Annotated in this window: 9 protein-coding genes; 5 read left to right on the top strand and 4 right to left on the bottom strand. The window is 69.6% G+C overall.

The genetic code is table 11. The features are described from left to right. The first annotated feature begins 16 nt into the window (after positions 1–16). The 4 genes from QHF85_RS29640 (at position 17) to QHF85_RS29625 (ending at position 6,359) form a co-directional block, all read left to right on the top strand. Positions 17–2,818, top strand: coding sequence for a hypothetical protein (locus QHF85_RS29640; protein ID WP_281330715.1), 2,802 nt, complete (start codon positions 17–19; stop codon positions 2,816–2,818). Further along, a complete protein-coding gene (locus tag QHF85_RS29635; RefSeq protein ID WP_281330714.1) occupies positions 2,815–3,255 on the top strand; it encodes a hypothetical protein in 441 nt (146 codons plus the stop codon). Before QHF85_RS29640 ends, QHF85_RS29635 begins: the two co-directional genes overlap by 4 nt. 86 nt (positions 3,256–3,341) lie before the next feature. Continuing rightward, positions 3,342–4,961 carry a peptide chain release factor 3 gene (locus QHF85_RS29630; RefSeq protein ID WP_281330713.1) on the top strand — a complete coding sequence of 540 codons (1,620 nt, stop codon included), beginning with the start codon at positions 3,342–3,344 and terminating at the stop codon, positions 4,959–4,961. Positions 4,962–5,018: 57 nt separating this feature from the next. Further along, on the top strand, positions 5,019–6,359 hold the full coding sequence (locus tag QHF85_RS29625; RefSeq protein ID WP_281330712.1) for a hypothetical protein: 1,341 nt from the start codon (positions 5,019–5,021) through the stop codon (positions 6,357–6,359). A gap of 3 nt (positions 6,360–6,362) precedes the next feature. Here the strand turns inward: QHF85_RS29625 and QHF85_RS29620 are convergent, their stop codons facing one another. Genes QHF85_RS29620 through QHF85_RS29610 form a run of 3 tightly spaced genes read right to left on the bottom strand, consistent with a single transcriptional unit; the run spans position 6,363 to position 10,817 of the window. After that, on the bottom strand, positions 6,363–7,742 hold the full coding sequence (locus tag QHF85_RS29620; protein WP_281330711.1) for a S28 family serine protease: 1,380 nt from the start codon (positions 7,740–7,742) through the stop codon (positions 6,363–6,365). Between the two features lie 7 nt (positions 7,743–7,749). Continuing rightward, positions 7,750–9,495 (bottom strand): prolipoprotein diacylglyceryl transferase family protein, encoded by a 1,746-nt coding sequence (locus QHF85_RS29615; RefSeq protein WP_281330710.1) that lies wholly within the window; start codon positions 9,493–9,495, stop codon positions 7,750–7,752. Then, positions 9,492–10,817 carry a hypothetical protein gene (locus QHF85_RS29610; RefSeq protein WP_281330709.1) on the bottom strand — a complete coding sequence of 442 codons (1,326 nt, stop codon included), beginning with the start codon at positions 10,815–10,817 and terminating at the stop codon, positions 9,492–9,494. Before QHF85_RS29610 ends, QHF85_RS29615 begins: the two co-directional genes overlap by 4 nt. Positions 10,818–11,121: 304 nt before the next feature. On the opposite strand from QHF85_RS29610, the gene QHF85_RS29605 reads away from it, so the two are divergent. Then, complete coding sequence (locus QHF85_RS29605) at positions 11,122–14,721, top strand: PilC/PilY family type IV pilus protein (protein WP_281330708.1); 3,600 nt, start codon at positions 11,122–11,124, stop codon at positions 14,719–14,721. On the opposite strand, the gene QHF85_RS29600 is transcribed toward QHF85_RS29605, so the two are convergent. Continuing rightward, positions 14,718–15,359: a hypothetical protein gene (locus QHF85_RS29600; RefSeq protein ID WP_281330707.1), complete on the bottom strand. Its 642-nt coding sequence runs from the start codon at positions 15,357–15,359 to the stop codon at positions 14,718–14,720. The two genes, QHF85_RS29605 and QHF85_RS29600, sit on opposite strands and share 4 nt — an antisense overlap. Positions 15,360–15,617: the final 258 nt, after the last annotated feature.

Genomic DNA, 15,617 nt, shown 5'->3' with positions numbered 1-15,617 from the left:
ATCGTATCCTGCCGGCATGGCACGGCAGCGCTTCCTCCCCTTATCCTGCGGCATCGGCGCCCTCCTCCTCGCCTTGTTCGGCGCGGGCGCGCGCCTCCCCGACGTCGGCCCGCGCTCGGCCCGCGTCGTCTCGCCCGGGGTCCCGCTCGACGCGCCGGCCTATGGTCCTTCCAAGGGAAAACAGGCGACCCCCGCGGTCGCCTATGACGGAACGAACTGGCTCGTCGTGTGGGAAGAGCACGCGGCGGACGGTTTTTCCTCGGGTCTGCGAGGCGTCCTCGTGGGCCCCTCCGGCGCGCCGCTCGATCCGCAGGGTTTCGAGGTCGAGCCGTCCGTCGGATACAACCTCGCGCCCGCCGCCGCCTGGGACGGCGCCGGGTGGGTCGTCGCCTGGGAGAGCGGCGTCCCCGGCGACGCCACGAGCTGGGACATTCGCGCGCGCCGCTTCGGCCCCACGGGCATTCCGCTCGACGCGTCGTTCGTCCTCGGCGGCGCCGCGAATGCGCAGCGCGCCCCGGCCATCGCCGCGGGCAATGGCCGCGTCCTCGTCGCCTGGGAGGATTTTCGGAATGGCACGTCGAACGACATCTTCGGCGCGCGCATCCTCTCGAACGGCGTCCTGCTCGACCCGCTCGGCCTTGCCATCGGCGCCGCCACGAACGAGCAGGCCCGCCCCTCGGTCGCCTGGGACGGCACGAGCTTCGTCGTCGCGTGGCAGGACTATCGCAGCGGCTCGAACCAGGACGTCTATGCAGCGCGCGTGACTCCGGCGGGCGTCGTCCTCGATCCGGCGGGCATCGCCGTCTCCGCGGCCACGGGCAGCCAGATGTACCCGGCCGTCGCCAGCAATGGCACAAGCTCGCTCCTCGTCTGGCGTGATTACCGCAGCGGCAGCTCGTACGACATTTACGGCGCGCGCCTCGCTCCGGACGGCGTGGTCCTCGACGCCGCGGGCCTGCTCGTCTCGGCCGCCTCGGGCTCCCAGCGATACCCGCAGGTCGCGTGGGACGGCGTGAATTTCGTCGCCGTCTGGGAAGACCTGCGTAATGGCGGCGGCGTGTACGATCTGTATGGCACGCGCATCGATTCCCAGGGCACGGTCCTCGATCCGGCCGGGTTCGTCGTGGTGAAGGGCGGCGCCGACGACCTCTCCGTCGCGCTCGCCCCCGGCGCGACCCATACCCTCGCCGCCTGGGACGCCGACGCGGAGAGCCGCGACATCTTCGGCGCGCGCATCCCCCAGGGCGGCACGGCCGTCGACACGCCCCCGGCGCTCCTCTCCACGGCGCCGAACGAGGAGCGCGTCGGCGACGCCGCGTTTGACGGGACGAACTGGTTCGTCGTCTGGGCGGACTCTCGCAAGGGGGGCAGCGTCGTGGCCGGCGTCCGCGTGAGCCCTGCGGGCGACGTCCTCGATGCCTCGGCGATCCTCGTCGCGACCGGCCAGGGCCCCGTCGCGGACCCGCGCGTTGCGTTCGACGGGAAAAACTACCTCGTCGTCTGGACCGACCGTCGCACGACGCAAAACCAGTCCGACGTCTATGCGGCGCGCGTGACCCCTGCCGGCGCCGTCCTCGATCCCGGGGGTTTTCCCGTCGCCACGGGCGGCCCGTCCCAGGAGTCGCCCTCCGTCGCCTCCACGGGCAGCGCGTGGCTCGTCGCCTGGATCGACGATCGCAATGGTTCCACGGCGTGGGACATCTATGGCGCCCGGGTCTCGCCGTTCGGCGCCGTGCAGGATCCGCAGGGGTTTTCGATCACGAGCGCGCCGGGCTCCCAGTATCTCTCGGACCTCGTCTCGAATGGCTCGCTTTACCTCGCCGTGGCCTCCGATCAACGCACCGATACGAAAGGCGACATCTATGCCTTCCGCATCGACCCGAGCGGCGCGGTCCTCGACCCTGCGGGCATCGCCGTCTCCGTCGCGCCGAACGCGCAGACGAACCCCGCGGTCACCTTCGACGGCACGGATTTCCTCGTGGCGTGGTCCGACGAGCGCGCGCCCACGGCCCCCGACATTCACGCGGCGCGGGTGACGGCCGCGGGCGTCGTCCTCGATCCGGCGAGCCTCGTGCTCGCCGCGACCCCCAGCGCCGAGCGCGCTCCTTCCGTGGCCTTCGACGGCGTGCGGCACATCGTCACGTATTCGATTGCGTCGGCCGAGTCGAGCGACATCGCGGGCCTCCGGCTGCATACCGACGGGACGCCCGTGGACGCGACGCCTTTCGTGATCAGCGCGCAGCCGGCGGACGAGACGCCGTCGATCGCCTGCGCGGGGCCGGTTGGAAAGGCGCTCGTCGCGTACGGGGCGTTTGACGATGCGACGGAGCGAATGCGTGTCCGCGCGCGCGTCGTGTCCGACGACGGAGGCGGGGCAGGTGGCGCCGGAGGCGGAGGCGGAAGCGGAAGCGGAAGCGGAGGCGGAGGCGCAGGCGCAGGCGGAAGCGGCGGCGGCAGCGGCGGCGCAGGCGGCAGCGGCGGAGACGGCGGCGCAGGCGGCGCAGGCGGGAGCGGCGGCGCAGGTGGAGCCGGCGGCGGGAGCGGCGGCGCGGGAGGAAACAGCGGAAACGGCGGATTCGGCGGCATGGGCGGCGCGGCTGGAAATGGCGGCGCGGGCGGCGGGGGTGGCCTCGGGGGAATGGGCGGCGGCGCATCGTCGGGCGGCGGGGATCGTCCGACGGGACCGCTCCTCATCGAAGACGGTTGTGGGTGCCGGATGACGGAGCCCGCATCGAGCGCCTCGCCGGCCCTCCTCTCGCTCGCCGCGCTTTTTCTCCTGCGGCGACGCCGGTTCGAGCGTAAGCTCCCGTCCGCGTGACTTTGGCGGGGGATCCATCGGTGGGCACGGAGCTACGTTTCGGCGCGCACAGGCTTGCCTTCGAGGCGACGGACACGGTTCACGTCGAGCTGTGCGGCGAGCTCGGCGAGGAGCTCCAGTCCCTCGCCGAGGCGCTCGAAGTCTGGGGCGTGGGGCGCCCGTACATCCTCACGCTCGCCTCGGTCTCGCGCGTCACGACCTGGACCGCGGGCGCGCGCAAGGTCGCGCTTTCGTCGCACCGCATTCGCCTCCCGCCGCGCGCCCTCGCCCTTTATGGGGGAGGTTTCGCATTGCGCATGTCGGTCGAAATGCTCATGCGCGCGACCGCCGCGCTTGGCGCCCGCGATCGATTCTTCTTCCACGGCCACGACGAGGCCGAGGCGCGCGCGTGGCTCGCGGGCATGCGCCCGAAGCTCGTGGGCGTCGCGAAGGCCTGACGGGCCGAGCGGCCCCTCGGCCTCGTCCGCGAGGCGATCGCGAGCGTAGCCCGGGGCGGAACCGGTGCTAAGGTGCGCGCGCCGCCGTGTCCGATCCTCAACTCCTCCAGCGCGAGATCGCTCGCCGCAAGACCTTCGCCATCATCTCCCACCCCGACGCGGGCAAGACCACGCTCACCGAGAAGCTCCTGCTCTACGGCGGGGCCATCCAGCTCGCGGGCGCGGTCAAGGCCAAGCGCGCGCGCGCGCACGCCGTCAGCGACTACCTGGAGATGGAGCGCGAGCGCGGCATCTCCATCCAGTCGAGCGTCCTCCAGTTCCCTTACAAGGGCCGCTTGCTCTCGCTCGTCGACACCCCCGGCCACGCCGACTTCAGCGAGGACACCTACCGCGCGCTCATGGCCACCGACGCGGCCATCATGCTCCTCGACTCGGCCAAGGGCGTCGAGGCGCAGACGAAGAAGCTCTTCCGCGTCTGCAAGCTCCGCTCGATGCCCATCTTCAGTTTCGTCAACAAGATGGACCGGCCCGGCCGTGATCCGTTCGAGCTCATCGGCGAAGTCGAAGAGGTCCTCGGCATCGGCGTCTACCCGATCACGTGGCCGATCACGGTCCGCGGGCAATTCAAGGGCGTCTACCACCGGATCCTCCGGCAGGTGTTTCTCTTTCAGCAGGTCGCCCACGGCGCCGAGATGGCGCCCATGCAGGCCCACGATCTTTATGCACCCGACCTCGAAGAGGCCGTCGAAGAGGAAGGCGTCAAGCAGCTCCGCGAGGACGTCGAGCTGCTCGACGCGGCCGGCGACGCCCTCGACACGGGCAAGCTCGCGCGCGGCGAGGTCACGCCGATGTTCTTCGGCAGCGCATTGACGAATTTCGGCCTCCCGCAGCTCCTCGACTCCTTCGTCGAGATGATGCCGCAGCCCGCCTCCCGCGCGAGCGACAAGGGCGCGATCGCCCCCGACGACGAGCGATTCACCGCGTTCGTCTTCAAGATCCAGGCGAACATGGATCGCGCCCACCGCGACCGCATTGCGTTCGTCCGCGTCTGCTCCGGCCGGTACGAGCGCGGCATGAAGGTCCGCCACGTAAGGCTCGATCGCGACATTCGCCTCACGAACCCCGTGCAATTCCTCGCGCAGGAGCGCACCGTCGTCGACGACGGCTTCGCGGGCGACATCATCGGCGTCTTCGATCCGGGCATCTTCCTCATCGGCGACACCCTCACGGACGGCGCGAACGTCAAATATGCGCCGCTCCCGCAGTTCCCGCCCGAGCATTTCGGCCGCGTGGTGATGGTCGATCCGATGAAACGCAAGCAGCTCAAGAAGGGCCTCGAGCAGCTCGCGCAGGAGGGCAGCGTGCAGCTCTTCCGGCCGCCGGAGGGCCGCGAGGGCGAGTCCATCCTCGGCGCCGTCGGCGAGCTCCAGTTCGACGTCGTCAAGCACCGCCTCCTCAACGAATACGGCGCGGACGTCCGGATCGAGCGACTCTCGTGGAACATCGCGCGCTGGGTCGAGGGCGAGCCCGTGCCGCTCGCGGAGCTCGAATCGCAGCTCTACGGGTATGGTGCGCTCGACGTGCACGGCCAGCCCGTCGTCCTTTTCAAGGGCGACTGGCAGCTCGAGACGTGCGCGAAGGCGTTCCCGAAGACCCGCTTCGTCGAGCTCGGCGCGGGCGCGCTCAAATTGCCCTCGGCGGACTGAGCGCCTCTCCACGAGGCGCGCCTTTCGGGGCGCGTCCGGCGCATGATACAAGGGATCATGCGCTTACGAATTTCCTCCTACCTTCTCCTCACGGCACTCTCCCTCGTCGCGGCGCCGGCTTGCGGACCGGATGGGCAAGAGCCTCCGACCATCGCCCCCGTCCGGCCGAACCCGCCGACGGAGAACGACCCTGCGTTCACCGTGACCGGCGTCCCGCGCTACGTCCTCGCCGGGGGCGACGGCTTCACCTCTCCCACGAAGGCCTTCGAGGTTCGCGTCTCGGCGCCCAAGGACGTCGTCGACATCGACGTCTGGATCGACGGCGCCGAGGAGCCCGTTTCGCTCGTCTTCAATGCCGACGCCGTCCAGTCGCACGGCGAGATCCCGACGGAAGAACTCTCGATCGGCACCCATCGCATCATGTTTTCGGTGCGCGGCTCGAAGGATGCATTCTTTCAGGGCGAGTTCATCAAAGGCCACGCGCTCTACATGATCATCTCGACGGACTGGGATTTCTCGGACGTCGACGATCGCGTCCTCGACCACCACACCGAGCTCCACAAAGCGCATCCCGAGCTCAAGATCACGCACCTCCTTGGCCCGTACACGTTCACGGATCCCGCCGTCCCCCAGAATCGCCGCGATGACATCGTGAACTGGGCCAAGAGCATGGCGTTCGACCACGGCGACGAGATCGGCCTCCACATCCATCCGTATTGCAACTTCGTCGAGGCGGCGGGGGTGACGTGCAAAACCGAGCCCTCGGTCGCCGACCCGGCCGGCGATCCCACCGGCTACACCGTGCGCCTCGGGGCCTACACGCGCGAGGAATGGAAAACCCTGTTCGGCAAGGCGAACGAGATCTGGGAGCAGGTCGGCTTCGGCAAGCCCACGTCCTTCCGCGCCGGCGCCTGGACCCTGGAGACGCACGTCGCGCAGGCCCTCGTCGACACGGGCTTCCTCGTCGACTCCTCCGCGAACAACTGGAAGCTCATGGACGAGTGGATCGGCTACGACATCTACGACTTCAACGAAACGCAATGGGCGCCGATCGGCGACACGAGCCAGCCGTATCGCCCGACCGAGGACAGCATCGTCCCGGGGGGCAGCGGCGCCGCGCTCGGCCTGCTCGAGGTCCCGGACAACGGCTGCATGGTCGATTACTGGGCCGTCGAGGAAATGCAGAACATCTTCGACGCGAACTACCGCGACGGCGACGCCCTCGCCGCGCCCACGCAGGTCTCGACGGGCTTCCACCCTGCGACCACGCAATATTACTCCCCGTACGAGTTCGAGCGCCTCGACACGTTCTTCACGTACGTCGACCAGTTCCTCGCCTCGAAGGGCGAGGGCCCGGTCGTTTACATCAACATGACCGACGCCACGAAGATCTGGTGAACCTCAATCGCGATCACGCCGCGTCCTCCGCGGCCGGATCGCTGTCTCCGGCGGCAGGACCGGCGTGACGCCCGTCCACGCTTCCAGCGCATCGAGCGCCTTCGCGCGGTCCGGCTCCGTCAGATCGACGATCGACGCGGAATGGTTCATCCCCGGCGCGAGGAAAAGGTAGCTGTCCTTCGCATTGCCGACCTCGTACGCCGCCGCCGTGTACGGATCCGTCTCCCCGTACACGAACAAAAGCCTCTCCCCCTCTGCCGAGATCCACGTCGAAATGTCCTGCATCGCCGACGCATCGAACACCGGCGTCTTGCCCGGCACGAGGAATGTCTCCGGCACCTCGATCCCCGGGAATTGCAGCAGATCCGCGACGTTCGATTCGTCGAACGCCGGATACCCGAGCTCCACGCCGGCTTGCCAGTAATAAGGCTCGTACGTGCGGAACTCCTCGTCGGACCACAGGCTCGGCGAGGCGATCTCGTCGAGGAACGCCCATACGTCGTCGTCCGTCGGCGGCGCGCCTCCCATCACCGGACAAACGCTCTCGTCGTAATACTGCCAGAACGTGAAGATGAGCTCCAGCGTGGCCACTTCGAGCGCCTTCTCCCGGCCGAGCAGCTCGTAGCCGAGCCCGTCCATCGCGGCCTGCTCGTCGATCCGCGCGAGCATCGCCTCGCGCCGCGCGAGCACCTCCCGCTGGTAATATCGCAGCGCGTCCTTGCAGGTCGAGCTGCCGAGCGACGCCACAAAATCGAGGTATCGCGCATCCGACGTCCCGAAGCTGTGCGGCGCCACGTACGCGACCGTCCCGTCCACGTCGTCCGGGAAAAACCGCCGGTGGTACACCGACGTCATCCCGCCTTTGCTCGCGCCGGACGAGATCCATTTCCCCGTGTAGATCGGCTTGAGCGATTGGACGATGCGGTGGTGATCCGTCGCGGCTTGCTCGATCGTCAGGAGTGACCAGTCCGCCGGCTCCGGCCGCGAGGACGCGAAGAACCGTTGCTCCACGAAGAGCTGGTTCGCGCCGAGCAGGCTTGCCGGCTCCCGCAGCCTCGGGAAGCTCGGATTCACGGTGTACCCCGACGTCCCGAGCACGAACGGCGCCGCCTCGTCCCTGTGGAGCAAGACCATCCGCTGCCGGAAGACCGGCCCGCCCGCCGCGCCGTGATCCGCCGGCTGCTCGTACTCCATCACGAAAGAACGATATCCCTCGATGTCCGCGTTTTGCTCCGTCACCACCATGCCGGGGATGGCCGTGAGCCGGTCGAGAATGTCGGCCGGCGGCGGCGGGCTCGCGGGCTCGTCCGAGCAGGCGGGCAGAAAACCAAGGGCGAGCGGAGCCACGAGGCGAAGGGCGCCGCGCATGATTCGAGACATCATCGTTCCCTCAGAGCGGCGCGACCTTCACCCAGAATCGCGGTTCGTATGTGAAGAGCGTATTGACGCTGCCGGACCCCATGAGCCCGAAGCCGACGGGCGTGAATCCGATGGCGAAATGCGAGGTGAGCGGGAAGCCGAAGCCGAGCTGGAATCGCGCGCCGAACCCGTTCGCGGGCTCGAAGTAGGCCGAGTCGAAGACCACGCGCGAGTAGAACGGGATCGTCGTGAACTCGATCTCCGAGTACCTGCCGAGGCCCGCGACGAACCGCATCGGCACGCCGATCCCCCCTTGCGCCGCGTCGGTCGTCCCCACGAAGCGCCCTTCGAGGCCGATCTCGAAGCGCTGCCGGGGCCCCGTCGTGATGCGGTACGTCGCTTCGAGATCGACGAGCGCGCCGTCTTTCACCGCGAACCTGCCCGGCGCGAAATACCCGCCGCCCGCGAGCCCGATGCTGAAGCGCCGCTTGTTGTAATCCTTCTGCGGATCCTCGAGCCGCTCCTCCGGCGGGAGTTCGTCGGCGGGCACCGATTTCACGCCCGCCTGCGGCGTCGCGCCCTGCGGAGGCGGCGGATACGGATAGGGATAGGGGTACGGATACGGCGCGGCCCCCTGCGGAGGCGGCGGATACGGGTAGGGATAGGGGTACGGATACGGCGCGGCCCCCTGCGCGGGCGGCGGATACGGATAGGGATACGCCCCGCCCTGCGGCGGCGGATACGGCTGCGCCTGCTGCACGGGCGGCGGCGGTGGCACGCTCGGAGGCGTCGCCGCGCCGGGCTTTTGCCCTGCCGGCGCCTGCGTGGTTTGTCCCGCCGGTTTCGCGGGCTGCGCCGGTTGTGCCGGTTTGGCAGGCTGCGCCGCTTGCCCCGATTTCGCCGGCTCCGCCGCGGCCTCCTCCGGCACGACGAGCGCCGCCGCCGCGAGCATCGCCGAGGCCAGGGACAAACGCGGACCCCGCCGGGCGAGCACCACGGCCGCGCCGACCCCGACGAGCAGCACGATCGAGACGACCTGCGCCGAGCTCAAGGGCCCGTACGTCCCGCGCGACGCGTCGCCGCGCACCATTTCCACGAAAAACCGCCCCGTGGCATAAAGCGCGATCCACGTGCCGAACGCCCGCCCGTCGCGCCGCGGCCCGAAGAGCCAGAGCGACGCGATCGCGGCCGCCACGAGCCCCACGGCCGCCTCGTAGAGCTGCGTCGGGTGCACGGGCAGGCTCGGCGCCCCCTGCGGGATCCAGCCGAGCGAAGCGTGATCGAGCGCCGCCGGGCTCTCTGCCGGGAAACGCACCCCGAACAAGCCCGCCGTCGGTTTGCCGTAATCACACCCCGCCAGGAAGCAGCCCGTTCGTACGAACCCGTACGAGATCCCGCAAAGCGGAACGGCCCGATCCAGAAACGGCAGCGCCTTCGCGCCCCCGCGGCGCAGCACCCAGGCCGCCGCGAGCGCCCCCAGGAGCAGCCCCCCGTATGCCGCGCGCCCCGCGTGGAGCAGCGGATCGAGCGACCCCGAAAGGAGCGCCTCCGGCAGGGCCCGCAGCCATTCGAATACGTATCCCCCCGCGAGCGCCCCGGCATATGCCGCGATGAGCGCCCGCCCTTCGAGCCCCGCGTCGGCCCCGTCGCGCCGCGACAGCCTCTGCGTCACGGCTGCGCCGAGCAGCGACGCGAGCCCCACCATCACCATGTAATCGGGCGCGAGCCACCCGGGCAGCCCGTGGCGCTCGAGCCACGCGACGACGAGGCTTCTCATGGCCGCCTCCGCCGCGACAGGAGATACAGATACGCGACCGGCAGCGACAACCAGAACGCCGTGCCGACGGGCGAGGGCAGGGGAGAGCGCCCGGTCCGCCGCGCGACCGAGCAACGCGCGCCGCCCATGTACGCCGCCGAAGCGCCGCTGCTATTGCAATTCTTGCAATCCTGATAGTTCTGATTGCAATCCTTGCAGTTCTGGTTGCAGTCCTCGCAGTTCTGGTTGCACTTCGAGCAACTGTCGTTGCACTTCGAGCAATCGTTGTTGCAGCCGTCGCACGAGCTGCCCGAGCAACCGCCGCAGCTCGACGAGCTGCTGCCGCCCGACGGCTCGCCGGAGAGGCTCCCGTCCGAGAGGCATTGCTGGAGCAGGCTCATGCAGCTCTCGCTCGCCACGAATTCGAGCGCCTTCTCCCGCGACGTCACCGGCAGCGCCGCGCAGATCGATCCGCCCGACTCCACGCACGCCCGCACCCCGTCGATGTTCATCAGCGCGAGCACGCAGAGCGCCGCCGCGTTCGACGCGCCCTGGTTCACCCACGCGCACTCCGCATTCGCGTCCGCGAACGTCGGATCCGTCACGTCGTGACCACATGACCCGCTCGTCGCGCAGGCGCACGTCGTCTGCACTTGCAGCGAACACTCTTCGACGCTGTCGGGCAGCTTGTACGGATTGAAATCGACCGACAGGGGCTTCGATTCCGGCAGCCCTGGCATCGGGACCACGGCGGGAGCGGGCGCGAGCGGCGCGCCCTCCTCCTCCAGCGCCGCGAGCGCGACGAGCCACGACGCATTCACATACAGCGTATCGTCGAAGGCCCAGGCGCCCATCGGCAGGCCCGTCGTCCGCACGATCTCCTTCGCCTCCGACCGCTTCGCCAGATCGCGCACCCAGCGCCCCGCGCGCCCCGCGAGCGCCGCTTCTTCGAGCGCCGCCGTCGTGCTCCCTGGGCGCCCCCGCATCTTCGGCGGCTCCTCGTTCGTATCGCCCGCCTCCTTGGCTTCACGCGCTTCGACGAGAAACTCCGTGCCTTGCCGCTCGATCGTGCCGAGCACGAGCGCGTCTTTCCCTTGCTCCTCGCGCTCCTCGTCCGCCGCGCTCGCGAGCGTGTCGATCGTCGTGATGTCCCGCGGCGGCAGGACGAGCCGCTCCTCGACGGGAGCGATCCCGGCCTCTTCCAGCCGCGAAGCCACCTCGCGCCGCGTCTCCTTGGGGAGCGACGCCATCACCTCGGGCGCTGCGCGGAGCGCATCTCGCAGCGGCAGCGCGTCATAAGGCGGCACCTCCTCCCCGCACCCCGTGGAAAGCAGAGCGACCACGAGCGCCCCACAGCTCCCCCAGAACCTCCCCAACCTCCCCATCGCCGTCCCCTTCCTCATTCCCGGGCGATCCACGAATATCAGACCCCTCTCCGGGCGCCAAGCCCCTCCCACGAGGGAGATTCTTGCTGCTTGGCACCCTGCGTCAAAATGCTGTCGCTGGTCACACCTCGCACGTTTTTTCAAAGCTACGCAATCCGTATCGACCTCTCCCGGCGCACCCTGCGAAAATGGCGTGGCACCGGGCGCGGGCAGAGCGGCATGGCCATTGCTATTGCATCGATTGCCTCTCGAAGGAGGGCCCATGCGCTCGCTTTTTTCTTCCTTGGGCACGGCGGGCCTCGCGCTCGCTTCCTTTTTGCCTGCCGGCCCCGCACGCGCGCAGATCGACGTGAATCCGCCGTTGCCCGAGGTCCTCCTGCTCGTCGACACCTCCGGATCGATGGAGAACATGGCCGACGGCAGGAGGCCCGAGGAGGCGGGCGCCGCGTGTCTTCCCGGCGCGACGACCCCGATGAATCGCTGGGCCACGCTCGTCTCCGTCCTGACGGGCACGATCCAGGATTTCTCGTGCCTTGCGCAGGACCGCGACCGTGCGGCGTTCCTCGACGAGTATTCGATCGGCGGCGCCCCGCCTGCGGACGCGAAATATCACCTCCCGTTCCACCGCATTCTCTCGAACGGATGCACCCACGGCCCCGGCGCCTTGCCCTCGCCCTGGTACGACGCCTCCGACGACGCGATTCGCACGCACGCCTGGAACGATCGACAAAAGCCCTGCGACGCGCCCGGCTTCTTGCAAGACGCGGACGGCCTGCTCGATACCTATCGCGATCGCGTTCGTTTCGGGCTCATGACCTTCGATTCGCTCCCGCACCCCGGCACGGGCGCGGAGGGCGGATACAGCTATTTCCTCGGATGGAACGACGGTGGGGCGCCGGCCCATGGCCATCCGGCGGGGTGCGCGGCGCAGCCATTCGAGGTCGGCGCGAAACACCCTGCGGCGCCGCCCTGGGAAGGAGGGCTCGTCGGGTTTGGCGGGTACGACGCGCCGATCGCCGAGGTCCGGGCCCACAACGCGCAGATCCAGCGCACGCTCCTCGCCCTCCGCCCTTTCGGCGCCACGCCGCTCGCCGGCATGCTCGCCGACGCGCGTGATTTCTTGCTTCACGACACCACGAAACACCCCGCGACCGGCGTCCCCTTCGGCCCGGCCGACGATCCTTATCACAAAGGCGGCTGCCGCCCGCGGTTCGTCCTCGTGCTCTCCGACGGCGAGCCGAACCTCGACCTGCGCGACGCCTGCGCCGCGGGCGACGGAAAATGCCCTTATCCTAGACCCTGGGAGATCGCCCACGACCTCGCCACGGCGGCGAACCCCATTGCCACGTTCGCCGTCGGGTTCGGCCTCTCGGGAGCCGGGGGCGTCGATTGCGCGTCCCTCTCGCCCGCGGAGCTGCTCGACGCGAGCGGCCCTTGCGCGCACGCGGACGGGAGTCTCGCCGCCTGCTGTTCCCTCGCGCGGATCGCGCACGAAGGCGGCACCGAGCGCGCCTATTTCGCCACGGACCTGCCCTCGCTTCGAACCGCCCTCGACGCGGTCCTCGCGTTCGTCTCATCGAGCTCCACGAGCCGCACGATCCCCGTCTTCGCGTCGGCCGGCGCGGCGATGGCCCAGGGGGACGCGTCCGCCGCGGGATACCAATTCGTCACCTCCTTCGACGCCCCGCCCGGCGAGCCCTGGAGCGGAAACCTCGAACGAAAACGATACGTGTGCGAGAAACAAGGCGGCCTCGACGTGCCCGTCCTCGCCCCCGTCGACCCCCAGAAAGGTGACGATTTCGAAGCGAACCTCGCTACCGGCGTCCCGGCCCGGCGCTTCTTCACGGTTCTCGCCGATCCCACGGGACAAACCATTCCGTCACGCGCCAGCATCCGGCCGTACCTCCAGAACGGCGACGGCCTCGCCTCGACGGGCGGCGTCTCCACGGGCCTGCTCGAAGGGACGCATTTCGCCGAGACCCTCGCCCTCTCGCCCGCCGCGCTCGGGATCGACGCCGGATCCCTCCCGGAGACGTGCAAAGCCTTCGCGCTCCCGTCCCCCACGACGAACGCCTGCGCCGAGGCCGTGATGCGCTGGGAAATCGGCGATCCCCTCGTCCCGCACGCACGCGCCGGCCACGAGCTCGGCAGCATCTATCACGCGATTCCCGCCGTCATGACCCCGCCGCGTGCATTCCTGCGCGATGAAGCCTATGCCGCGTTCGCCTCCGATCCGGCCTCGCAAAAACGCCCGCCCGTCCTCTTCGTCGCCACCACCGACGGCCAGCTCCACGCCTTCAAGATCGCCGCGAACGACCCGGCCGATCCCTCGCGCGTCGATTCGCTCGCGAACAACGAGCTCTGGGCGTTTTTCCCGCCGCACGTGCTCCCCGGCATCCTCCCGACCTACCGGCAGCAAGCCTTCCTCCTCGACGGCAGCCCCGTCGTCCGCGACGTCGTCTTCTCTCGCACCCGCGGGGATGCAAAGGCCGGCGCGGCGAGCACGCAATGGCGCACCGTCCTCCTCGCCGGCGGGGGCATGGGCGGAGGGTTTTATGATGCGCTCGACGTCACCGACCCGGAACACCCGCGCTTCCTCTGGCAGCTCTCGACGGACGAAGCCGGCGCGCCGCTCTTCGGCGCCGAGACGCCCCGCCCAGCCATTGCCACGATTGCCCTCGAGGACGGCAAAGGCGATATCGAGGAGGTCGCGGTCGCGCTCCTCTCCGGCGGGCATTCCGGCTCGCCCGGCGCAGAAGCCTGCCCGCGCCTCGTGCAAGGCTCGCTCGTCGCGCCCGACGAACCCCAGAAGCCTCCGTTCGGCCCGCTCGCCGCGCGCTGCCACGGCGCTTCGAGCGGCGCAGCCCTGCCCGCGCGCTCCTTGACGATCGCCCGCCTCGACACCGGCGAGATCCTCGCGACCTTCCGCGGTTTGCCCTCGGACGGCCCGGCCCTCGCGCCCGCGCGCGTTCGCCCCTTTTCCTTCGATGCCCCGGTCACCGGCGTCCCGACGCCTTTTCCGGCTCTGCCCGGGCAAGTCGCGGATCGCGTGTACGTCGGGGACGCCGACGGAAACCTCTATCGGATCGACCTCGGGAGCCCCGATCCCTCGCAATGGACCGCGCGCCTCGCCTGGGACGCCTATTCGCTCCCCGAGGACACGGCCTCGGCGCGCCAGCCCGTCGAGACCCCGCCCATCGTCAGCGTCGACCCGCTCGGCCGCCCCGTCATTCTATTCTCCACGGGCGATCAGGAGACATTCACGAAGAGCGCGGGCGTCCGAGCGCGCATCACCTCGATCCTGGAGGACGCCTCGCCGGCCGGCCTCGTGACCCGCCACAACTGGACGATCCCCTTCGAAAACGGCGTCCGCGTCACGGGCCCCATTTCCCTCTTCGACGGCGTCGCCTATTTCGCGACCTTCACGCCCGAAGGAGACCCCGCCGCCGCCTGCTCCGACGGGCACGGCTCCGTCTGGGGCGTCGATTATCTCCGCAAAACCGCTTGCAGCCCGAGCGGCCCGACCCCGCCGCCCGGCTGGCCTTGCCCCCGGTACGTGAAAGACCCGTTCGTTTTTCCAAGCCAAACCAGTTACTTCGAGGAACAACCCGCGGGCACCGTCGTCTTCGGCGTCGCCGTCGAGCGCACCCCGAGCTGTTTGGCCCCCGTGACCCTGCCCGATCCATGGCTCGGATCCATCACGACGATGGGCCCGTCCTCAGGTGGCGATTTCCAGCTCGTTTTCCAGACCGGGCGTGGCGGTCAGGCGAGCGAAGGATCCAAGACGCGCACCTTCACAAAACCCCTGCCGCGCCCGCGCGGGGCCGTGAAAGTCGATTCGTGGGGCGTCGTGCTCGATTAACGCCGCCGCTCGGCCCGCGCACGGGCCTCCGCCTCGCCCATCTCCGCCTCGGCGAGCGCCTCCGCCTCGGCCGCATGCGAAGACCCCGGCGCCCCCATCCCCACACGGACCCGCGGCGCGCCAATCCGCGCACCCCCCGTGCCTTTCACGTAATACCGGAGCGTCCCGTCATCGTCGACCTCCAGCGAAACCTGCCCATCCGGGCGTTTCGCCATTTCCGTGAGCAGCGCGTCGGCCTCGGTCTCGGTCACATTCACAGCCCGCGCGAGCTCAGCAGGCGTGACCGAGCCGGAATTCCGCCGCGCCACCGCAAAGACCGCCAGCTCGTGCGCCCCGCGCTCGCGCTCCTTGCCCGTCTTCCAGAGCAAACGGCCGCCCAGGATGAACAGGAGGCCAAACAGCACGCTCATGGCGCCCAGGAACCCGCCGACGATCCACGCGACGCTCGCGCTCACAAGCGAGACCAGCCCCCCGATCGTGAGCGCCAAGAGCACGCCCGTCACGAGGATCACCCAGCCAGCCACGCTCGCCACCCCGCCGCCAATCTTCGACGGCTGGCCCGCGACGTTGACGGGCGTATCCTCCAGAAGCGAGCGAGGCGCGCCGCAGGCCGTGCAATACGCGCGAGCACCTCGCACGATGGTAGGCGCATCCTGACGGCAATTCTGACATCTCATCGTTCGGGCTCCAGCTCCTAGCGGCCGAACATAAGGCTCACCTTTCCCGTTGTCGCGGGGAAAGCAGCCAGGCGACGGGCGAGCCACGCCAGGCGCTTGCTCGCAGGCCGTCGCGCCGGGGCGCTGCCCCGGGCCCCGCGGGGGCTATCCGCCCCTCGACCCGGACCAGGGCCAGCCCTGGACCTCTGGGCATCGACTGCGCGAAGCGCAGTCGATGCG

Source organism: Polyangium sp. 6x1 (assembly GCF_029946515.1).
Classification (GTDB): Bacteria; Myxococcota_A; Polyangia; order Polyangiales; family Polyangiaceae; genus Polyangium.
The sequence above is the reverse complement of the archived record's forward strand: the minus strand, read 5'-3'. Positions and strand labels throughout refer to the sequence as shown.